Source organism: Hymenobacter tibetensis, assembly GCF_022827545.1.
GTDB lineage: Bacteria > Bacteroidota > Bacteroidia > Cytophagales > Hymenobacteraceae > Hymenobacter > Hymenobacter tibetensis.
On sequence record NZ_CP094670.1, the window covers coordinates 21421 to 41588 of the forward strand.

Genomic DNA, 20168 nt, shown 5'->3' on the forward strand with positions numbered 1-20168 from the left:
TATGTTCAGTAAATTCATTCGCCGGCCCGTGTTTGCCATCGTTATTTCGGTGGTAATCGTCCTAATGGGCGTGCTGGCCATCAATACCCTGCCTACCTCCCAGTTTCCGGAGATTTCGCCGCCGCTGGTGATGGTGAGTGCGGCGTATCCCGGCGCTAGCGCCAAGGTGCTCACCGAATCGGTGCTTATCCCGCTGGAACAAGCCGTGAACGGCGTGCCCGGCATGAAGTATATGACCTCCGACGCAGTAAGCGCCGGCGAAGCCAACATCCAGATTGTCTTCAACCTCGGCACCGACCCCGACCAAGCGGTGGTGAACGTCAACACCCGTATTGCGCAGGTGCTGAACCGTTTGCCGGTGCTGGTGCAGCGCGAAGGCGTGGTGGTGAACCGCGTGGTGCCCAACATGCTGATGTACGTGAACTTGTACAGCAAGGACCCGCACACCGATATGAAGTACTTGTTCAACTTTGCCGGCGTGAACATGCTGCCCGAGTTGCAGCGCCTGAGCGGCATTGGCCGGGCCAACATCCTGGGCAGCCGGCAGTACGCCATGCGTATTTGGCTGAAGCCCGACCGGATGCGCGCCTACAATATCTCGGTTGATGATGTGATGAAGGCGCTGGACGACCAGAGCGTAATCGGCTCGCCGGGCCGCATTGGCCGCTCGGACGGACAGCGGGCCGAAGCCCTGGAATATGTGTTGACGTACCAAGGCCGCTTCAACGACGTGGAGCAGTACAAAAACGTTATTCTGAAGGCCAATTCTACCGGCGAGATTTTGCACCTGAAAGACGTGGCCAACGTGGAACTGGGCTCGGAGTTTTACGACATCTACTCCAACCTCAATCAGTTTCCCTCGGCGGCCATTGTGCTCAAGCAAACCTACGGCAGCAATGCCAAGGATGTGATTAAAGAGGTGAAAGCCAAGCTGGAGGAACTCAAGAAAACGTCGTTTCCGCCGGGCATGGATTACAAAATCAGCTACGACGTTTCCAACTTCCTGGACGCGTCTATCGAGAACGTAATCGACACGCTACGCGACGCCTTTATTCTGGTGGCCCTGGTGGTGTTCCTGTTCCTCGGCGACTGGCGCTCCACCCTTATTCCGGCGCTGGCTGTGCCAGTGTCGTTGGTGGGCTCGTTCATGGCCATGCAGGCGTTCGGGCTAACCATCAACATGATTACGCTGTTCGCCTTAGTGCTCTCCATTGGCATTGTGGTCGACGACGCCATTGTGGTGGTGGAAGCGGTGCACGCCAAGATGGAGGAAGAACATTTGTCGCCCTACAACGCGGTGCGTAAGGTGTTGGGTGAAATCAGCGGAGCCATCATTGCCATTACCATCCTGATGACGGCGGTGTTTGTGCCGGTGTCGTTCATGAGTGGCCCGGTGGGTATTTTCTACCGTCAGTTCTCGATTACCATGGCCACGGCCATTGTGATATCCGGCCTCGTCGCCCTGACGTTGACGCCGGTGCTGTGCGCCATGATTTTGAAAAACAACCACGGTCAGGTTAAAAAGAAAAGTCCTATTCAGCGGTTCTTTGATGCGTTCAATCGTGGCTTTGAGCGCCTCACCGGCCGTTACACCAACTTCCTGGAGCGCATAGTTGACCGTCGGCTTGTCACGTTCGGCATTCTGCTAGCCTTCGGATTTGGCATCTTCGGCATCACGGCCAAGCTGCCTTCCGGCTTCATTCCGAGCGAAGACCAGGGCCTGATTTATGCCATTATCCAGACTCCGCCCGGCTCAACGTTGGAACGGACCAACGCCGTATCGCAGCGCCTCGCGCAACTGGCCAAGGACGTACCTGGCATTGCCAATATTTCCACGCTGGCGGGCTACGAGGTGCTCACCGAGGGCCGCGGCTCCAATGCGGGTACCTGTCTGATTGACCTCAAGCCCTGGGACGAACGCAAAGAGTCGGTCCACGACATCATTATGGCGCTCGAGGAAAAAGCGCACGAGATTCCCGGCGCGACCGTGGAATTCTTCGAGCCCCCAGCAGTACCGGGCTATGGCGCGGCCGGTGGTTTTCAGCTGCAATTGCTGGATAAAACCAACACTGGTGACTACAAAGCGCTGGAGAAAGTGAACGAGGAATTCATGGCGCAGCTAAAGAAGCGCAAGGAGCTGGCTGGCTTGTTCACCTTCTTTTCAGCCGATTACCCCCAGTACGAATTGCAAATTGACAATCAGTTGGCGATGCAAAAGGGCGTAAGTATTGGCAACGCCATGAACACGCTCTCCATCATGGTGGGCAGTACCTACGAACTCGGTTTCATCAAGTACCAGCGCTTTTTCAAGGTGTACGTGCAGGCTTCGCCGGAATACCGCAAGCTGCCCGGCGACATCCTGAATATGTGGGCTAAAAACGACAAGGGCGAGATGGTGCCGTTCTCGGCCTTCATGAAAATCGTGAAGTCGCAGGGCGCCAACGAAATCAACCGCTACAACATGTACACCACTGCCTCCATCCGGGGCGGGGCCGCCGAGGGCTACAGCAGCGGCGAGGCCATTAAAGCGGTGCAGGAAGTGGCTGCCAAAACCCTGCCCCGCGGCTACGACATCGATTGGGGCGGCTTGTCGAAAGATGAAGTGTCGCGCGGCAACGAGGCGGTGTACATCTTCCTGGTGGTGCTGGTGTTCGTGTATTTGGTGCTGGCAGCGCAGTACGAAAGCTTCCTGCTGCCGCTAGCGGTTATCTTCTCGCTGCCGGCGGGCATCTTCGGGTCGTTCCTGCTGCTCAAGCTGCTGGGGTTGGCCAACGACATTTATGCGCAGGTTGGGTTGGTGATGCTGGTGGGCTTGCTAGGTAAAAACGCCGTGCTGATCGTAGAATTCGCCGTGCAGAAGCACGAGGAAGGCATGTCGGTCCGCGACGCGGCCATTGAAGGCGCCAAGGTGCGTTTCCGCCCGATTCTGATGACTTCTTTCGCCTTCATTGCCGGCCTGATTCCGCTGGTACTAGCCACCGGAGCTGGGGCTATTGGCAACCGCACCATTGGCACGTCGGCGCTCGGCGGTATGCTGTTCGGTACCGTGTTCGGGGTGATTATCGTGCCCGGCCTCTACTACATCTTCGGCACCCTGGCAGCAGGCCACAAGCTGATCCGGGACGAAAACGAATATCCAATTACGGAGGGGGTTGAGCCCCGCGTATTAATCGAAGAAACCGAGCCGTATGCGTAAGAAACGCCTATATCAATGCCTGAGCGCAGTTGGCTTGGCCCTCGCAATGGCCGGCTGTAAAATGCCGGAACTGGCCGTGAAAACCGAAAACCGCCAGGTGCCCGCCCGCTACAGCAGCACCCAGGACACCACCAATGCCGCCCAAGTGCGGTGGAAGGAATTTTTCACCGATCCTAATTTGGCCGCCCTGATTGATACCGCCCTGCAACACAACCAGGAGCTGAACATTGCGCTGCAGGAAATTCAGATTGCCCGCAACGAAGTGCAAATCAGAAAAGGCGAGTACTTGCCCTTCGTGGGCTTGGGCGCCAAGGCCGAAGCGGAAAAGCCCGGTCGCTACACGCTGCAGGGAGCAACCGAAGAGAACATCAACATCAAGCCCGACCACCGCACGCCCGAGCCGTTGCCCAACTTCCAGTTAGGTGCTTTTGCCAGTTGGGAAGTGGATATCTGGCACAAGCTGCACAACGCTCGTAAGTCCGCGGCCCTGCGGTATCTGGCGAGCGTGGAAGGGCGGAACTTCACGGTCACCAACCTGATTGCTGAAATTGCCAACTCGTACTACGAACTGTTGGCGCTCGACAATCAACTGGCCATCGTCAAGCAGAACATCGAGATTCAAAGCAATGCGCTGCAGCTGGTACGACTGCAGAAAGAGTCGGCGCGAACCACCGAACTGGCAGTACAACGCTTTGAGGCCCAGGTGCACAACACCCGTAGCCTGCAGTACAACATTCAGCAGCGCATCACGGAAACCGAAAACCAACTCAACTTCCTGACGGGCCGGTACCCCGGGCCCATTGCCCGCAACGACGCCTCGTTCAATGACCTGGTTCCGACCGTTGTGCAGGCCGGGGTTCCCGCGCAGCTCTTGCAAAACCGGCCCGATATTCGGCAGGCGGAACAGCAGCTGCTAGCAGCTAAGCTGGACGTGCAAGTGGCCCGCGCCAACTTCTATCCGTCGTTGCGCATCACTGGGGCTGCGGGCTTCGAGGCGTTCAAGCCGGGCTTGCTGTTCACCACGCCCGAATCCATGCTCTACTCGTTGGCCGGCGAGTTGGTGGCGCCCTTGGTGAACCGCAACGGCATAAAAGCGGTGTACGGCAGTGCTAATGCCGTGCAGACCCAGGCAGCCTACAACTACGAGCGGACCGTGCTCAACGCCTACGTGGAGGTGTCCAACCAACTAGCTAACATCAACAACCTGGAAAAGAGCTACGGCGAGAAAGCCCAGGAAGTGCAAGCCCTCAACCAGTCCACCGTCATTTCAAACAGCCTCTTTCGCTCGGCCCGCGCTGATTACACTGAGGTGCTGTTCACCCAACGCGACGCCTTGGAATCGAAGTTCGATTTGGTGGAAACCAAAATGAAGCAACTCAACGCCACTGTCAATGTATACCGGGCCTTGGGCGGCGGCTGGAATTAGCAGCTGGTAGACACCCCACCTCAGCCACCGGTTGGAACAACTGGGAAGTGGACCGATGGGTGCGTATGAGGCGCGCTAGCCACAACACAGCAGCAGTACACGGGAGCGAAACGCATCCTGCGTACTGCTGCTGTGTTGTGATTGGGGTAGTTGGGGCCGAGTAGTTTACTTACGTACGCAAGCTGTTAAGCTGCTTGCAACTCCGCTTCGTAGTAACAGTCCCAATAGCCGTTATCTAGGCGGTATACGTTGACGCGGCGCAGCAACCCGGTGCGCGTATGCCGCTCCTTCACTTGTCCGCGCCAAATGATTTTGCCGGCCTGCGTGGCGGGTGCGGGCTGTACGAGTTGGCCCACGGCGTACGTGAACGGAGAAGGAGTCAAGGGCAAGGGAGCATCCGGGGGCGCTTCCATCTCGTGTGGCTGCATCATAAGTACCGGCACAGCGGCAGAAACGCAGGCTTCTTCATGCCACGCCAGCAACTCGCCGCAGTGAGGGCACAGCGCGGCCACTACGTCGTCGGCCTGATCTGTTGCGTCGCTGTTGTATTCACTGATTTCAATGTCATCAACTTGCTCGGCAAGCGACGCATCAAGAACCACAGTTTGCGGATTTTTCTTCTTAGCTATCATACCAATTCACTGGTTGCTTGTGCTAAAATACGTAGCACTAACAATTTTGGCAACTTAAGCAGCTGGCTCTAGCTTGCTGCTCCCCGTAAAGAAGGGCTAAAATGATTGCTAACACGCCTTGAAAACAGCCAACGGGCACATTTCAGGCACGTCTTCACTTTTCTAAGTGAGCAGCGCATTGCGCATCATTTTGTAACGCAGCTGCCATTATTCGCACTATATCTGCTAAGGCTAGTAGCTGATGTAAGGCAAGCGCATAGTGGTATCAGCACGATGTATCAGAAATTTCAACTTGGTAACCTATGGGGCTGCGAGAAGGCCGGTCTTAAGTTGAGCAAAGCAGATCTTGCCACAAAGAAGTAATCCTGCATCAGCATACCGAAAAGCAGGTCTGAGTGCCACTTTGCTGTGTTGAGCCAATCCACAACCCAGGTAGGCATGATAATGCTAACAGAGAGCTTAAAATACAGTGTCTTGACCTCATCAGCGAGGTGCGAGAGTGCCGTCCGACTTGTACTCAACCCAGTAAAGGCCCATGCGATACTATATTCGTCGCCTATGACAGTACATCTAGCCGAGGTTTATAAACGAAACCAGGTAATAGAAATACGCGGTGGTGTATTTCCATTAGGCCCACCGGTGAGTTAGTTCTCGCCAACAAGTTGTAACTGCTACCTTAGGGCTTACGGAAGGTTTAAACTGCACTAAGGCAGTGGGTTCATGTATGGTTGGCTAGGCTGCTATGGATAGGTTGAAACGCAATAACGTGACTGTTTCCGGGTCAGGAGAACAGGCGATGGTATTTGTGCACGGATTTGGCTGCGACCAGCACATGTGGCGGTTGGTAGCTCCCCAGTTTAAAGCAGATTATCGGGTCGTACTCTTGGATTTGGTTGGGGCAGGCAAATCCGACTTAGCTGCCTACCATCCAACTCGCTACAGTTCGCTGTCTGCCCACGCCGAAGACTTACTGGCAGTGCTGCACGAATTAGATCTGTATAACGTCGTGCTGGTGGGGCACTCTGTAGGGGCTACCATTGCAATGTTGGCGGCCATTCAGGAGCCAGCGCGCATCGCCCAGTTGATTTTAGTGGCTCCTTCGCCGCGTTTCCTCAATGATGCCGGGTACACGGGCGGTTTCGAGCCGGCTGACATCGAGGAATTGCTGGAAGCCATGAACAACAATTATTTGGGCTGGTCGGGGGCTATAACGCCGGTAATCATGGGCCACCCCGACCGGCCTGAACTGGCCACCGAGTTGAACAACAGCTTTTGTAGCACCGACCCAACCATCGCCCGGCACTTCGCCCGCGTTACGTTCTTGGCCGATAACCGGGCCGATTTAGCTTTGGTGCGCACCCCAAGCTTAATTCTGCAATGCGCAAACGACACGCTCGCCCCGCAAGCAGTTGGCACGTTTTTGCACCAGAAGCTAGCTGATAGCCAGTTAGTGGTACTCGACACTTCAGGCCACTGCCCGCACCTAAGTGCCCCACATGCCACCACTGCTGCCATGCAGCATTTTCTGCGTTCCAAGCCCACTGCCCATCATGAGTGATGTCGACAATGCAGGCCGCTCGGAACACGACGGGCAGCTACCCAAGGAAAACCTCAACGACTTCTACGAGCACGCTCCCTGCGGCTACTGCTCCTGCCTGCCCGATGGAGTACTGGTAAAAGTCAACCAGACCCTACTCGACTGGTTGGGCTACACGCGGCAGGACTTGGTGGCTCGCCAAGATTTCCAGCAGTTGCTTACCATTGGCGGCCGTCTGCATTACGAAACATACTGTGTACCCTTGCTGCTTTTGCAGGGGCAGGTTCGGGAAATCAGCTACCAGTTGCGGCGCAAGGACGGTAGCACGCTGCCCGTGTTGATGAACGCAGTGCTGCTGCGCGCTACCGACGGGCAGCCTTTGGGGTCACGCATAACCCTATTCGACATAACGGACCGCCGTAAATTCGAGCAGGAGCTACTGCGGGCCAAATCCGAGGCCGAAGAACAGCGTGAGCAACTAGCCCGCGCCAACGAACAACTCTTAGCTAAAAACGAAGAGCTGCTTCGCATCAATGCCGACCTTGACAGTTTCGTGTACACGGCTTCTCATGATCTAAAACAACCCATCGACAACATAGCCGGGTTGTTTGCTGAACTCAAGAACACGGCTACTTTTCACGACCAAGCTGCGGCCAGCATGGTAGGCATGTTTGAGGAAGCACTCCGACAGATTTTGGGCACTATCTCGGATCTTACGGCAGTGGTGCAACAGCAGCGCGAACTGAAGCTAGCTCCTGAAGAAGTACTCGCGCTACAGCCTATTACCGAGGAGATTATCAGCAGCTTGCAGGCCAAGGGAGGTAAGGGCACATTCATGCTCGATTTCAATGCAGTGCCCACATTGCGAACAGCACGGCCTATTCTGCACGTCCTGCTTTACAACTTGCTCAGCAACGCCCTAAAATATGCCGATGCTAGCCGTCACCCCTACATCAAGGTCTATACGGTCCTGCTTGACACCACCATTGTGCTTTGCGTGCAAGACAACGGACGGGGCATTGACTTGAAGCGCCATGGACAGGAGCTGTTTCAATTATTTCGCCGTTTTCACCCGGAGGTGGCAGGGTCGGGCATGGGATTGTACTTGGTTAATCGTCTGGTCCATCAGGTAGGGGGACGCGTTGAGGTGCATAGCACAGTAGGAAAAGGCACTACTTTCCGGGTGCACTTACCTCAGTAGGTCCCAAAAAGCATGAAATGCAGCTAGTTCTGAGATTCGCTTTTCAACGGTATAAGATATGTCTGGCTTTTACATTCTCCCTGACAGTAACACAGTTAAGTATTAAAAAGCATAAATTTTTCTTACGGTATAATACTATTATATACCTTTCTATTTAATGCATTTAGTACGGATATAGTTTTGCCATTTATGTGCTTTTTGTTGATTGGGAACGTGTTTTATGCATTGGTAGTATAAAATATTTTCCTTGGTTGGGTACAGGGTAGCTTTGTAAAATTATATTGCTTTATTAATTCCTTGCTTACTTATCACCTTTAAGTACACTAGTATGAGCTTGTATTTTCCTTGCCCCTACCCTATTACAGAAAGCACGAATTACTAGGATAGGCGATGTACAAGCTTCTAGGTACACCAGCAAATGCTTTCGTGCTTTCTGTAATAGGGACCTTTTTGCAGTTGGTTTGCGCAGCAACGTCTCTCAATTCGTGCTTTCTGTAATACCCTCCTACCCCTGTATTATATAGTCATTGCGGCTACTATTACTATTTATATAGCTAATTATCAGCTATTTACTAAAATAAAGATCTCCTAAGGGTATTACAAAAAGCACGAAAACCCACCGCCGGCCGCCACTCAACGAACCTTCTCTACAGAACGATTTTCAGGGAAGCCATATCCTATTTCGCCAAAGAGAAATATCAAAAAAGCGGCCTCTTTAAACGGTAGTTTTTCCTTATTTATAATATTACCTAATATTATAGGGTCCGTAACCTATTGATATACAAGTTGTAATAAGCAAACTCTATTACAAAAAGCACGAATACCCTATTACCAAAAGCACGAATGACTATTACCAAAAGCACGAATACCCTATTACTAAAAGCACGAAATTTTCAGCTTACCCTATTACAGAAAGCACGAAAGGCTATTACAGCATTATTTTTTGTAATACTTTGCTCTAGCTAATCCGCCCCGTATCGTTAATCCGCTATGCAGACAGACCTATTCAGCCATGAAGCCTCTGATTCAGTTAGCAAGCTGGTGGTGCAGCGCAATGACCTGGTCAATGCCCGGTTCGCACTAACCACGCTGGAGATGCGGTTGTTTATGGCCATGCTAGCGCGCATCAACCGCGAGGATACCGAGTTCCATGAACTTCGTATTCCAGTAACCGAAGTGGTGGCTCTTTCGGGCCGGCGACCTAGCAGCAACGATTATCAGCAACTCAAAGATATGTGCGCCTTGCTGGCGTCGCGGGTGATTTACATTGAACGTCCCAGCAGAAAAAAGCGGGCCGGGAAGATACTGGATGAAGCTCCTAGCTTCTCCAACACACCCTTGATGGCCTACGCCGACTACAGCAGCGAGGAACGAGCCTTGATTGTACGCTTCAACGACCGAGTGCGTGAGCACCTATTGCAACTCAACGACGGCAACTTCACCCAGGCCCAGTTGATGCAATTGCTCAAACTCAAGAGCGCCCACTCCTACCGCATCTATTGGCTGCTCAAACAGTACGGCAGCTTCGGCACGCGCACTATCAGCGTAGATGAACTCAAGCGGGTGCTAGATTTGGAAGGCCAATACAAACAGTTTCCTCTCTTCAAACTGCGTGTGCTAGACCGAGCTCGGCACGAGTTATCCCAAACCAACTTGGCCTTTGAATATGACTTGCTGCGAGGCAAAAACAACAGCGTCGAGGAGATTCGCTTTCGTTTTGCGGCCGTCGCCAGCGAGGTTTTGTTGCCTTCGCTGCCTGCTACCGCAGAATGGCAAAAAGCCTTACTGGAAGCAGGTGTTTCGGCCAGTAGCATTGCCTCGGTGGGTGAGCTCATCGACAAAGGTGAGGTAGAGCCTGGCTACGTGCAGTATGTCGTGCACCAGCAGCGCTCCAAGAACAGCCAAGGAAAAATCAAAAGTTTGGCTGGAGCAGTCTTTACGGCCATTACGAAGGGGCATTTGGTGGAGGACTACCGCAAGGCCTTGCAGCAGCGGCAGAAAACAACCAGCCGCAAGCCCGTAGTTGCCCCAGAGCAATTGATTCGATACCGGCTAACGGAAGCGCAAGAAGCCTTTGAGGTAATGCGCCGCAAGAACACTGCTAAAGGGGCAACCTTCGAAGAAAATCTGCAGCTAGTTTACTTGTCGCAAGGATTTCGTCGACAGCAGGATGCCCAAGGAGTTGAATGGTTGATCAAAGAAGCGTAGAGCGACTACTCTTTGCTACAAGTTCAACTGAATGTTCCTAGTGGCCGCTTCAACCTGTAGGTGGCGCACAGAAGCTAATCCCGACAAGACTTCAGAAGAGTGATTCCAGAGTATTTCTGCCACACATCTGTCACGTCCCTCCTACCCTAGTCAAGCTTGCGCTGTTTACTAAGTGTCTCACTATATTGCACGTTTCTACGCAAGAACGTATATACGTATAAACGTTTTTACGTAGAAACGTGCAACGTATTGCACATCTTGTCGAATGGAGAATCAAAAGCATTTGCTAATTTGTACGTATAAACGTTTGTACATAGTTACGCTCTTACGTACCATCCACATACTTACTCTCTAGTAGCTTTAAATTAAGGACATATAATGAACTCGAAGCTGAAATAGTACAGCATATATATCAATATATCATGTTTATACGTACAAACGTTTTTACATATAAACGTAATTATGTAAAAAAATATAAGCGTTTATATGTAAAAACGTTTGTACGTATAAGCGTAATTATGTAACAGCGTAATTATGTTTTATTTGCTTACTTGCTGCTAGTTCACTTTAGCAAGCTTGTATATGCGAACACTATGCTTTTCCAACAACAAAGGGGGAGTCGGTAAAACTACCTCGGCCCTGAATGTCGGCTTGGCCTTGGCCCGTCGGGGATACCGGGTTTTATTCTGCGACTGTGATCCGCAGCGCAGCCTAACCATTTCATTTGAAGGAGCCGACATTCCCGAGCACGTCGGGATGCTGCTTATGCGGAAGGGGGAATTCAGCCTAAACGATATTCACGCTGTTGTTCGCCCTGTGGGCGACAACGTGGACCTGTTGCCGGCCAGTGCCGAGATGGAAGCCAATGAGGCTCAGCTTCCGGGATGGGATGCTGAGCATTCCACCCGGCTGGCCGACATACTGGATATGGTGGCGCCGGAATACGATTACTGCATCATCGACACAAAAGGTAGCATCGGTACCCTAACCTGGATTGCCCTCGCCGCTACCAACCTGCTGTATATTCCGGTGGACCCGGAGTTCTATGGCTTTGAAGGGTTAACCAACCTGATCAACACATGCACCCGCCTGCGCCGCCGGATTAATCCTTCCCTGCAGATAGGAGGAATATTTTTCACCAAGTACTCTCCAAGCTACCGCTCGCGGCTGCGTCATGATGTCGTGGATCTAATCAAAGAGCACTACGGCAAAGATGTGCCGGTATTCGAGACCACCATCCGGCAGAGCACCGCTATTCCTAACTCCCAGATGGCAGGTACCGGACTGTTCGACTATGCTCCCGATTCCACGGGTGCCGAAGATTATGATGCCCTAACCAACGAAATTCTACAGCACCTCTCCCATGGCAACTAACCCCAACAATAAGCTGCCACGGCCGGCGCTGGCTCGCTACAAAGACAAGCCCCGCCCAACGCTGTCGGAAAATCCGGCTGGTACTCCGCCACCCGTGCCGGTGATTGAGGGCATTGTGGATACCCCAACGGCCGAGAAACCGGTGGCGGCCACCGTAACCCCACCCCCATTGCCCCGCGAAAGTCCGAAGGAGTTGGAGAGGGTAGGGGGGGAGCCGACGCGGGGCACTACCGCAGTGGCTGCTTCCCAAGTGCCTGAGCAGGTGCCTTTCAATTCGCAAATTCGGTTTGAAACCTATTTGCGAATCAAGCAAGCACAGTTCTACGACCGGGTGAAAATAAAAGACCTCACGGACGAGGCCCTCAACTACTACCTCGACCAGTTTGAAGGCGCCAACACGCCGCTACCCCCCAAAGTGTTGCAGGAAGTACTTAACCAAGGGAAAATCAAAGGCTATAAAAAGCGCAGTGGAGACGGCTCAGTGTAAGGCGCAGCAACGCTTTACCTCCGTTCGAACGAGCGAGTTGAAAATTATCTGCTGTTAGATCTGAAAAACAGCAGCTTGTCAGGGATACCTGCCAGTCGGTACTTGTTTTAAGACGCAGCAAGCACCGACTGGCGGGTATCCATTACAAGCCTTTCTAATACGTCTCGCTAGACCTACGCCAAATCCTTGCGTGCGGTTAAGCGTGGGACGCTGGGGTAGGCTAGCAGCAATTTGTGTTGTAGAAGCAGCGGTTTGTGTGGGTTGACTGGGTGAGGTAAGCGGGACCTTTGTGTGGTACAAACCAACTTACAACTAGCCTTTTACCACCGATGACCACAATTCAAGAAGTTGCTTTGGGCCGCCAAGGCCTACACGTTTCAGCACAGGGCCTCGGTTGCATGGGCATGTCGGGCTTTGCGGGCGGCACCATCTACGGCGCCACCGATGACACCGAAAGCATAGCTACCATTCGGCGGGCCCAGGAACTGGGCGTAACCATGCTCGATACGGCCGATGTGTATGGCCCTTTCACCAACGAGAAGTTGGTAGGCCAGGCCATTGCCGGGCAGCGCGCGCACTACACCTTAGCTACCAAGTTTGGCTTCGAAATCGGTCCAGATGGCAACTGGAACGGGCGTTATAATGGCCGGCCTGACTACGTGCGCACGGCCATCGAACGTTCCTTGCGCAACTTGGGCACCGACTACGTTGACTTGTACTATCTGCACCGCCTGGACCCCGCAACGCCCATCGAGGAAACCGTAGGGGCTATGAGCCGGTTGGTGGAGGAAGGGAAAGTACGCTACCTAGGTCTCTCCGAGGTGCCCACGGACATCCTGCGCCGAGCGCACGCAGTGCACCCCATCACAGCTTTGGAAACCGAGTATTCCCTCTTCGACCGGGGAGTGGAGGAAAACGGCGTGCTAGCGGCTACTCGCGAATTAGGTATCGGCTTTGTAGGCTATTCGCCGTTGGGCCGAGGCTTTCTGTCGGGCGAAATCAAAACCCCCGATGATTTCGAGGCAACCGACTCCCGGCGGATGTTTCCGCGCTACCAAGGCGAAAACTTCTACAAGAACCTTGAATTGGTTGAGAAGCTCAGGACCCTGGCCGCTGCCAAGGGAGTGAGTTCCGCACAGTTGGCCTTAGCCTGGGTATTAGCGCAGGGCGTGGTAGCTATTCCCGGCACCAAGCGCCGCACGTACCTAGAAGCAAACGTAGCCGCCGCTAGCCTTACATTCAGTTCCACTGAACTAGCCGAACTAGAAGCTATGCTACCCGTGGGCAGCGTGGTAGGTGGGGCTTACCCGGAGGGCATGTAAGCGCTACGAGCCGGCGAAGTCAGCCGCTATGTGTACGCTGTTGGCCGCAACTCTACAGCGTAATCACTAGCTTCCCAGTGAACAAGAATTATCTGCACGGCTTTAGATACTACTACCTCTATTCATCTAAGTATGAAACTGGCTCCCAAGGATTTTTGCGTGTTGGCTACTGTAACGGAATACACGCGTTTCTACGATTTGCCTGCTCCGGCTCACCCGCTGCTCACAGTAATTGATTTAAGCAAGGTGCGTGAGAACGTAGGCCCCGAGGCAGTAGCTAAAGCTCTAACCCCCGCGGTGCGGCAGCTCTACAGTATGTCGTTGAAGCGGAATATGAAAGAGGCTGCTTTGCGCTATGGCCATCAGAAGTACGATTTCAGCGAAGGTGTTTTAAGCTTTCTGGCACCCGGCCAGGGATGTTGGGTGCAACGAGAAGAAGACGTGGCTAGCTTAAGCGAAATGGATGGCTGGATGCTACTATTTCATCCCGATTTGATGGCTCGCCACCCCTTAGGCCAGAAAATGGCTAGCTACACCTTCTTCTCTTATGATGTGCACGAGGCACTACATCTGTCGGCGCAAGAAGAGCAGACCCTTAGTAGCTTATTGCAGGTGTTGCAGCAAGAATACGAGCGGCCCATCGACGCGTTCAGCCAGGACGTGCTGGTGTCACAACTCGAGGTATTGCTTAACTACGCCAACCGGTTTTACCACCGCCAGTTTCTGACCCGGCGTACGCCCGAGCACGACATGCTGGGACGGTTCGAGGTGCTCCTGTTGGGTTATTTCGCTCAGGATGGCCAACTGCCGTTGCCTACGGTGCAGTATTTCGCCGATGCGCTGCACGTGTCGCCTGCTTATTTGAGCGACATGCTGCGCACCCTCACCGGACAGAACACCCAGCAGCACATTCACAACCGATTGATTGAGAAAGCCAAACAGCTGCTGCTCACTACTTCGCTTTCGGTGAATGAAACAGCGTTTCAGCTAGGGTTTGAGTATCCTCACTATTTCAGCCGACTGTTCAAAAGTAAGACGGGCCTGAGCCCCGCCGCCTTCCGCATCTCAGCGCAGTAAGCGTTTCTTGAAGCTGAATACAGCGCCGACGTTCGACGGCCAGGGTAGTGCCCGCTATCCTGGCCGTCAATCGGTGGGCAGAAATTTCAGTGGTCCGCTACGCTATTTCATCTTCACGAACAGCCACAACCCCAGCACCGAAACAGTTAGTACGCCGGCGGCGGCTAGCATGGTTACGGCGTCGCGCACGTTTTTGCCCCAGCTGCCAATTGCGTGGTACTTGTGCAGAAAGGCAAACGAGAGTCCTTCGTAGCGGTCTAGGTTTTCGACGCGAGCGGCCAAGCGGCCTGTGCCCGCTTCCACGTAAAGCGTGGTTTGCTGCGGCGTATCGTACGCTACCTTCACCACTGGCAAACGCTTGTTGATGAAGCCGTATTCGCCCTCGAAATGAGAGATTAGTTCGGTTTGCTGGATAGGTGGCGCGGGCTGACCAGTCGTTTGCTGCATGAACTGGTTGGCTAGGAAGCGGGCATATTGCTGTTCGCCTTCAGGCAATACGTGGCCGGTGGCCGCGCTGTAATACGTTACCTGAGGCGGGAGCACTGCTTCCAGCGGCTGGCCGGTACTTGTTCCGGCAGCAGCGTTGCCGTTCTGTTCGTCGCCGGACGGAAGGGGCAGCTCGGTGACTTGATAGTACACGTGGCTGTTCAACTCAATCAAGGCTACGTTCTGCACCTGAGGCCAGTGTAATGGTAGCTCCGACGGGTCAAGGGGGAGGCGGGAAGTGGCAAGTACCGGCTGCTGCTGGTAGCGCAGGCGCTCGTCGGGTTGCAGTTTCCGCCAGGCGTGAAATGCCCCGCTGCCGGCAAACGTGAGCGTAACCAGTGCCACGGCCAAGCCCACGGCGCGGTGGTATTTGCGCAGCCAGCCTACCTGGTCCTGCGGGTTGCGGGGCTTGCGAAACCTGCCCCACATGAGCCCATAGATTACAAGTCCGCTTAGGGTGGAGGCGATGATGACACCCAGCAAGGCCAGCATTACCATAACGCGCACGGTGTTGTTGGTGATGTAGTCCAGCCAGCTCCAGCTGTGCAACCAACTGAAAAAACGCAGGAAAGCTGCCCGCGTTGGGTTGTTGAAAGTGGCCAACCGGGCGGGCATCGTCTCCACATATACCGTCGTTACGCCGGGCCGTTCGAAGGTGATTTTCCATACGGGTAGCAGCCGGTTCACGAACGGATAATCGGCCGTGAAACTTGTGAGCCGCTCGGCTTCCACGATGCGCGAAGTGGAATCCTGCGTGAAATAACGGGCCAACTGCTCGGCGAACTGCCGGTCGGCCGAGGCAGGCCCTGCCGCACCCGTGACGGCGCTGAAGTAGCGCGGCATGGCTGTGGCAGAGCCGCTGGTAAGCACCTGATAGGTTGGGATTCCCTGCCAACGCACCAGGCGCACGTTGCGCAGCTGGGTAAGGTGCTGCCGGGCCAGCACCTGCGTTAGGGGCAGGGTAGGGCGCGGGGCTGGCAAAGGAGGTAAACTTTCGCGGGCAATTTTGGGCCGCAACCAGTTGCTCATCAGGGGGTGCAGCAGGCCACTCAGAGTCCAGCAGATAACGGGAACGATGGTAAGCAGCCCGATGATGCGGTGCCAGCGGTAGATATGACGCTGCACGTAGCGACGAACCCCTCCCGAGCGGGCAGGCGCCGCCCCGGGACGTTGTGTGGTGATTTCCATAAGAAAAAGTAGAGCCAGCCGCGCCCTTTACTGCTAAAAGCGCGGCCAGCGGGCCGTTATTTGCTGCCGATGAAATTATACTGCACGCCCACCGACACCGTGCGTGGTGCGCCAGGAGTGTAGGTGGAGCGGTCGGTGGCGGCGTTGCCGCGAGTGGCTGCGGTGGCGTACCGTTCGTTGGTGAGGTTGAGCACGTTCACAAATACTTCCACGGTTTCGCGCCAGCTGTAGCCCGTACGCAGATTGAGCGTGCTCACGCCCTCAGCCCCGAATAGCCCCGTATCCGCGTAGCGGACCGTGTTTACTTGGTTCTGGTACCAGGCGCTGATGCGTTGATATTCTCCCGCCACCCGCCAGCCCGGCAGCCACTGCGGCTTGTACGTCAGCTCGGTGTTTGCCACCCAACGCGGGGCCTGGGGCATGTCTTTGCCGTTCACGTTTTGCACAGCATCTGTGGTGCTGGTGCTCAGCGCAAAGGCCTGATAGCGATGCACCGCGTTGGTGCCGCCAAAGCGGAAAAATAGTTCTGAGGTGGGTTTGTAAGTCAAGCCGTATTCCACGCCCCGGTGCAGGGTTTTGCCTGCGCTTTGGTAGTCGGTGGAGTTGTCGGGTTGGCGGATGTTGAGAAGCTCGTTACGGCCGTCGAGCTGATACAACGCCACGTCCACGTAAACTTGGTTGTCGAACAACGAAGCCCACCCCCCGATTTCGCGGTTGTAGAACCGCGCCGGCGCTAGGTTGTAGTAAAATTCGGCGGGCGCCCCGGCCGGGGTGTTCGGTTTCTTGCGAAAGATAGAGGTCAGTCCCGGCGGCGAGAAGCCTTGTGAGTAGTTGGCGTATACCCCGCGGCCCTTGCCCAACTCGTAGGTTAGTCCCACTTTCGGGGTTGCTTGTTGGTACTGTTTGGAGCCGCTGGAACGGTCGAGGTAGTTGTTGTAGTCGAAAGCCAGTCGGTCGAAGCGCCCTCCGAGCGTGAGTTGCAGCGCTGCTACTTGTGGCAGCGGATGCATGTCGAGCTGCGCATACACCGCCGAATTGCGCAAGTCTGTGTCGTAATCGGCAATCACAACATCCTTACGGTCCGCCGTGACGGTGTATTTTTCCACTGACCGCCCGCCGGGCCGGAGCTGCGCCGCTAAATCCAGTTGGTGGGCGTCGTAGCGCGTGGGGGAGTAGTCGAAGCTAGCTCCACCCAGAAGCTTGGCCCCGAGCCAGTTAAGTTTTACGCTGTGCTGGGCAATGATGCCGTAGCTCTTGAAAGCGTTAACGTTGACTTCGCCGCGGGCCGTGGGGGCGCCGCTGGCCCAGCGAATGCCGTAACTTGGGTTTTGGCCCACGCGGTTGTCGCGGAAGTAGGTGCTGAGCATAGTGGTGCCCTGCGCATTCCACTGGTGCTCGGCTGTGAGTCGGGCGCGGAGCGCATAGGTCTGGCGGTACGTGAAATCCGACGTGGAGCTGTATTCGCGCCGGTAGTAGGCCACGCTGTCCACCGCCGAGCTGGTCTGCGAGTCGTAGTTGTTGTAAGAAGCCGCCGCCGTCAAGCGGGTTTTATCGGACAGTGTGTACTCTAGCCGCCCGTTTACTGACTGCTTATCGTAGTCGGATTGTGCCTGCCAACCGTTCCGTTGCCGGGCCACGTAGCCGCTTACAAAGGCTCCTAGAGTAGGCGTAAGCATCCCGCCGCCGCCAAGCTGCACGCGCCGGTAGCCGTATTGGTCGCCTTGCACTCCTACGCTTAGCGTCGGGACGCTGGTGGGCCGCTTGGTAAGCAGGTTGATGGCGCCGCCCACCGCCTCCGGGCCGTACAGCGACGACGCGGGACCTTTTACTACCTCAATGGAGCTGATTGCCAACGGGTTGGATTCAAGCAAGGCGTTGTGGTTGAACACGCCCATGGGCCGTAACGGAATGCCGTCCTCTAGGTACAGGAAGTAGGCACTGGTGCCAAAGGGCTGCCGAATGCCCATGGCGTGCTGTTCGTTGCCGTAGTTGAGCATCACCACTCCCGGCACCTTGTTGAGCAACTCGGTCAGCAGCGTGGCTTTGGTATCCTGAATGACAGTAGGCGAAAGTTGACTGATGGCTACCGGCGCATCGGTGCGAAGCTGGGCTTCCCGGCTGGCCGTAACTACTACGGTTTGCAGGTCTTCAACGGCCGGCTGCAAGGCTACGCGCAGGGCCTGTGCGTTGGCTGCGGTGTTCAGTGTAAAGGGTTGGTAGCCAATGGCCGATACAACTACCTGAGTTGCATCGGTGGATAGAGAAAAGTAGCCTGAGGTAGTAGTGCTGGCACCGGTTTTGCCGTCTGGCGTACGCACGGTAGCCCCTATTAGCGGCTCTTTGGTAACGGCGTCGAAGACGCGCCCTGAGAGCGTACGCTGCGCCAGGACCGCCTGGCTCACAAGTAGCGCCAGGGGAACAAGAAAAGAGTGTTTCACAGAAAAAAATAAGGACTGATGAAGGCACGCCGCTGCTGGTCCGGGCGCCGTACAGGGCACGCGGAAACCGGTTCAGGCAGTCGTGCCAGAACTCAAGAAAAACGAGTGGTCATCAGCCCTTCTGCGGGCGGGTGGTCGGGGCCGGGCCGGTCCCAGCGGTAGTGCTCCAGCTGCAGAGCAGCGTAGCGCAGGCGGGCCGCCGGATAGGTGGCTGGCGCGGCCAGGTGCAGCAAATCGGCGCTAGGGCAGAACAGCTGAATTTCTGCAAAAGCCTGCTTGCTGCCCAAGGGGTGTTGAGGCTGCTCGGCGGCGTCGGCCGCTTTGAGCTGCTTGGCCAGATGGCACTTGCCGTTGCACTGTAGCTGGGGCTTGTCTCGGTTGATACACAGCACCCGCGCTACGTACTCGCGGTTCAGCCACCAGCTAGCCACAATACCCAACCGCCCGGCACAGTGTACCGAAAGCGAGCAAAGCAGCAAGATGGCAATGGCCTGACGCATATGTTTCCGTAACGCAGCCGGTGCTAGGCCCAACTGGCAAGGTGCAAAAGAACAACGCAAAGCCCGAAGGGCCAAGGATTCGCTGATTTACTGTAGTTGCGCACGAGCATGAATTGACAGGCTCCCATAAAGAGCAAGCAGGGTAATGCGGTTTGAGCGAAGCACTCGAAAGTTCAGTGTCAGCACTGAGGCCCAGCAAGCACAAGTAGCACGAGCTTCGTGGATGCACGGGTTTCCGTGTTGCGCAAGCAGTTTCTCATTAGCGGCTAGGTACCATACTTTAAGCTAGTATGAGCATACACGATGAGGCATTTTTACGGTTCGTTGGCGCCTGTATGTGGTAAGTGCAAAGGGGCCATAAAAAGTCTATGGGCAAGCCTGGGCTTGTGTTTGCTGGTGTCCTGTTCAGTTCCCGACCGGGACTTGCAAGACAAGCTGGACAGCTCGATGAATCTGTTAAGTCAGCCCAAGAACGTGCTGCCTGTGTACACGCTTGCCGTCCCCTGGACCTGCGAACAAGTCAACGAAAAAATCAAGGACGGTGATTTGTACAAGTCTATGCTCGATGCACTGGTGCTAATGCAAGTCGCGCAATGCAACAACCTAGCTGACAATAAAAGCAACCCTGATAGTGCCTGCGTTACAGTGATAACGCATTCAGATAACGTGGATAATGACACGATGCGTGTTGTAGGGTACATCCCGTTGTTTTTCTCCAGCAAAACGATTAGCAGCGCATCTAAAAAGTTAATCGAACTAGCGAAACTACCCGCCGGACAAGACCCTTCCACCATTGTCGTTGAAAGCGCAATTGGTACCTACCCGATTGCCCAGTATTTAAACAAAATAAAGAATACAACTCCCGTAATCGTACTGATGCCAAGACATATGGCCCTCATCAGCAAGGAGCTAACGCCAGAATTGTACAGAGCAGCTTTCAAGATTACAAAGTGACGCTTGGCGTCAGGTGTGCATCTTGAATCGTCGTCAACAGGTCTTTTTCATGCGTGGCAGTAGGATGCCGTGGCCGTTACAACGCACAAAAAAGCCGGCCTCAACGGAAGCCGGCCTTTTCAGGTGTCAGAGGGTTTCGGTA

Annotated in this window: 14 protein-coding genes; 10 read left to right on the forward strand and 4 right to left on the reverse strand. The window is 54.7% G+C overall.

The features are described 5' to 3' along the window. Nucleotide 1: 1 nt before the first annotated feature. On the forward strand, nucleotides 2–3196 hold the full coding sequence (locus MTX78_RS23195; RefSeq protein ID WP_243803074.1) for an efflux RND transporter permease subunit: 3195 nt from the start codon (nucleotides 2–4) through the stop codon (nucleotides 3194–3196). Further along, nucleotides 3189–4622 (forward strand): TolC family protein, encoded by a 1434-nt coding sequence (locus MTX78_RS23200; RefSeq protein WP_243803076.1) that lies wholly within the window; start codon nucleotides 3189–3191, stop codon nucleotides 4620–4622. Before MTX78_RS23195 ends, MTX78_RS23200 begins: the two co-directional genes overlap by 8 nt. Nucleotides 4623–4807: 185 nt before the next feature. Here MTX78_RS23200 and MTX78_RS23205 read toward each other — a convergent pair whose 3' ends face one another. Beyond that, the gene (locus MTX78_RS23205; protein WP_243803077.1) at nucleotides 4808–5254 is read right to left on the reverse strand and encodes a hypothetical protein; all 447 of its coding nucleotides are present in this window, start codon (nucleotides 5252–5254) and stop codon (nucleotides 4808–4810) included. Between the two features lie 742 nt (nucleotides 5255–5996). Here MTX78_RS23205 and MTX78_RS23210 point away from each other — a divergent pair. The 7 genes from MTX78_RS23210 to MTX78_RS23240 all read left to right on the forward strand — a co-directional run bounded on the left by MTX78_RS23210 (nucleotide 5997) and on the right by MTX78_RS23240 (nucleotide 14460). After that, nucleotides 5997–6812, forward strand: coding sequence for an alpha/beta fold hydrolase (locus tag MTX78_RS23210; protein WP_243803079.1), 816 nt, complete (start codon nucleotides 5997–5999; stop codon nucleotides 6810–6812). After that, on the forward strand, nucleotides 6805–7992 hold the full coding sequence (locus MTX78_RS23215; RefSeq protein WP_243803080.1) for a PAS domain-containing sensor histidine kinase: 1188 nt from the start codon (nucleotides 6805–6807) through the stop codon (nucleotides 7990–7992). The genes MTX78_RS23210 and MTX78_RS23215 overlap by 8 nt, the downstream gene beginning before the upstream one ends. Before the next feature lie 990 nt (nucleotides 7993–8982). Then, the gene (locus MTX78_RS23220) at nucleotides 8983–10200 is read left to right on the forward strand and encodes a replication initiation protein (RefSeq protein WP_243803082.1); all 1218 of its coding nucleotides are present in this window, start codon (nucleotides 8983–8985) and stop codon (nucleotides 10198–10200) included. Between the two features lie 582 nt (nucleotides 10201–10782). Beyond that, on the forward strand, nucleotides 10783–11574 hold the full coding sequence (locus MTX78_RS23225; protein WP_243803083.1) for a ParA family protein: 792 nt from the start codon (nucleotides 10783–10785) through the stop codon (nucleotides 11572–11574). Next, the gene (locus MTX78_RS23230) at nucleotides 11564–12061 is read left to right on the forward strand and encodes a hypothetical protein (RefSeq protein WP_243803085.1); all 498 of its coding nucleotides are present in this window, start codon (nucleotides 11564–11566) and stop codon (nucleotides 12059–12061) included. The genes MTX78_RS23225 and MTX78_RS23230 overlap by 11 nt, the downstream gene beginning before the upstream one ends. 329 nt (nucleotides 12062–12390) lie before the next feature. Beyond that, complete coding sequence (locus MTX78_RS23235; protein ID WP_243803087.1) at nucleotides 12391–13383, forward strand: aldo/keto reductase; 993 nt, start codon at nucleotides 12391–12393, stop codon at nucleotides 13381–13383. Between the two features lie 132 nt (nucleotides 13384–13515). Then, on the forward strand, nucleotides 13516–14460 hold the full coding sequence (locus MTX78_RS23240; RefSeq protein WP_243803089.1) for a helix-turn-helix domain-containing protein: 945 nt from the start codon (nucleotides 13516–13518) through the stop codon (nucleotides 14458–14460). A 102-nt stretch (nucleotides 14461–14562) separates the two neighbouring features. Here the strand turns inward: MTX78_RS23240 and MTX78_RS23245 are convergent, their stop codons facing one another. The 3 genes from MTX78_RS23245 to MTX78_RS23255 all read right to left on the reverse strand — a co-directional run bounded on the left by MTX78_RS23245 (nucleotide 14563) and on the right by MTX78_RS23255 (nucleotide 19072). Further along, a complete protein-coding gene (locus tag MTX78_RS23245; protein ID WP_243803090.1) occupies nucleotides 14563–16134 on the reverse strand; it encodes a PepSY domain-containing protein in 1572 nt (523 codons plus the stop codon). Between the two features lie 56 nt (nucleotides 16135–16190). Continuing rightward, nucleotides 16191–18572 (reverse strand): TonB-dependent receptor, encoded by a 2382-nt coding sequence (locus tag MTX78_RS23250; RefSeq protein ID WP_243803092.1) that lies wholly within the window; start codon nucleotides 18570–18572, stop codon nucleotides 16191–16193. Between the two features lie 92 nt (nucleotides 18573–18664). Continuing rightward, nucleotides 18665–19072, reverse strand: coding sequence for a hypothetical protein (locus MTX78_RS23255; RefSeq protein WP_243803094.1), 408 nt, complete (start codon nucleotides 19070–19072; stop codon nucleotides 18665–18667). A 423-nt stretch (nucleotides 19073–19495) separates the two neighbouring features. Between MTX78_RS23255 and MTX78_RS23260 the strand changes: the two genes are divergently transcribed. Next, complete coding sequence (locus MTX78_RS23260) at nucleotides 19496–20026, forward strand: hypothetical protein (protein WP_243803096.1); 531 nt, start codon at nucleotides 19496–19498, stop codon at nucleotides 20024–20026. Nucleotides 20027–20168: the final 142 nt, after the last annotated feature.

Bases quoted from the DNA above. Each gene is read 5' to 3' on its own strand.
- MTX78_RS23210 (WP_243803079.1), top strand. From the start codon at position 5,997: ATGGATAGGTTGAAACGCAATAACGTGACTGTTTCCGGGTCAGGAGAA.
- MTX78_RS23240 (WP_243803089.1), top strand. From the start codon at position 13,516: ATGAAACTGGCTCCCAAGGATTTTTGCGTGTTGGCTACTGTAACGGAA.
- MTX78_RS23245 (WP_243803090.1), bottom strand. From the start codon at position 16,134: ATGGAAATCACCACACAACGTCCCGGGGCGGCGCCTGCCCGCTCGGGA.
- MTX78_RS23205 (WP_243803077.1), bottom strand. From the start codon at position 5,254: ATGATAGCTAAGAAGAAAAATCCGCAAACTGTGGTTCTTGATGCGTCG.
- MTX78_RS23225 (WP_243803083.1), top strand. From the start codon at position 10,783: ATGCGAACACTATGCTTTTCCAACAACAAAGGGGGAGTCGGTAAAACT.
- MTX78_RS23200 (WP_243803076.1), top strand. From the start codon at position 3,189: ATGCGTAAGAAACGCCTATATCAATGCCTGAGCGCAGTTGGCTTGGCC.
- MTX78_RS23255 (WP_243803094.1), bottom strand. From the start codon at position 19,072: ATGCGTCAGGCCATTGCCATCTTGCTGCTTTGCTCGCTTTCGGTACAC.
- MTX78_RS23235 (WP_243803087.1), top strand. From the start codon at position 12,391: ATGACCACAATTCAAGAAGTTGCTTTGGGCCGCCAAGGCCTACACGTT.
- MTX78_RS23230 (WP_243803085.1), top strand. From the start codon at position 11,564: ATGGCAACTAACCCCAACAATAAGCTGCCACGGCCGGCGCTGGCTCGC.
- MTX78_RS23215 (WP_243803080.1), top strand. From the start codon at position 6,805: ATGAGTGATGTCGACAATGCAGGCCGCTCGGAACACGACGGGCAGCTA.
- MTX78_RS23195 (WP_243803074.1), top strand. From the start codon at position 2: ATGTTCAGTAAATTCATTCGCCGGCCCGTGTTTGCCATCGTTATTTCG.
- MTX78_RS23220 (WP_243803082.1), top strand. From the start codon at position 8,983: ATGCAGACAGACCTATTCAGCCATGAAGCCTCTGATTCAGTTAGCAAG.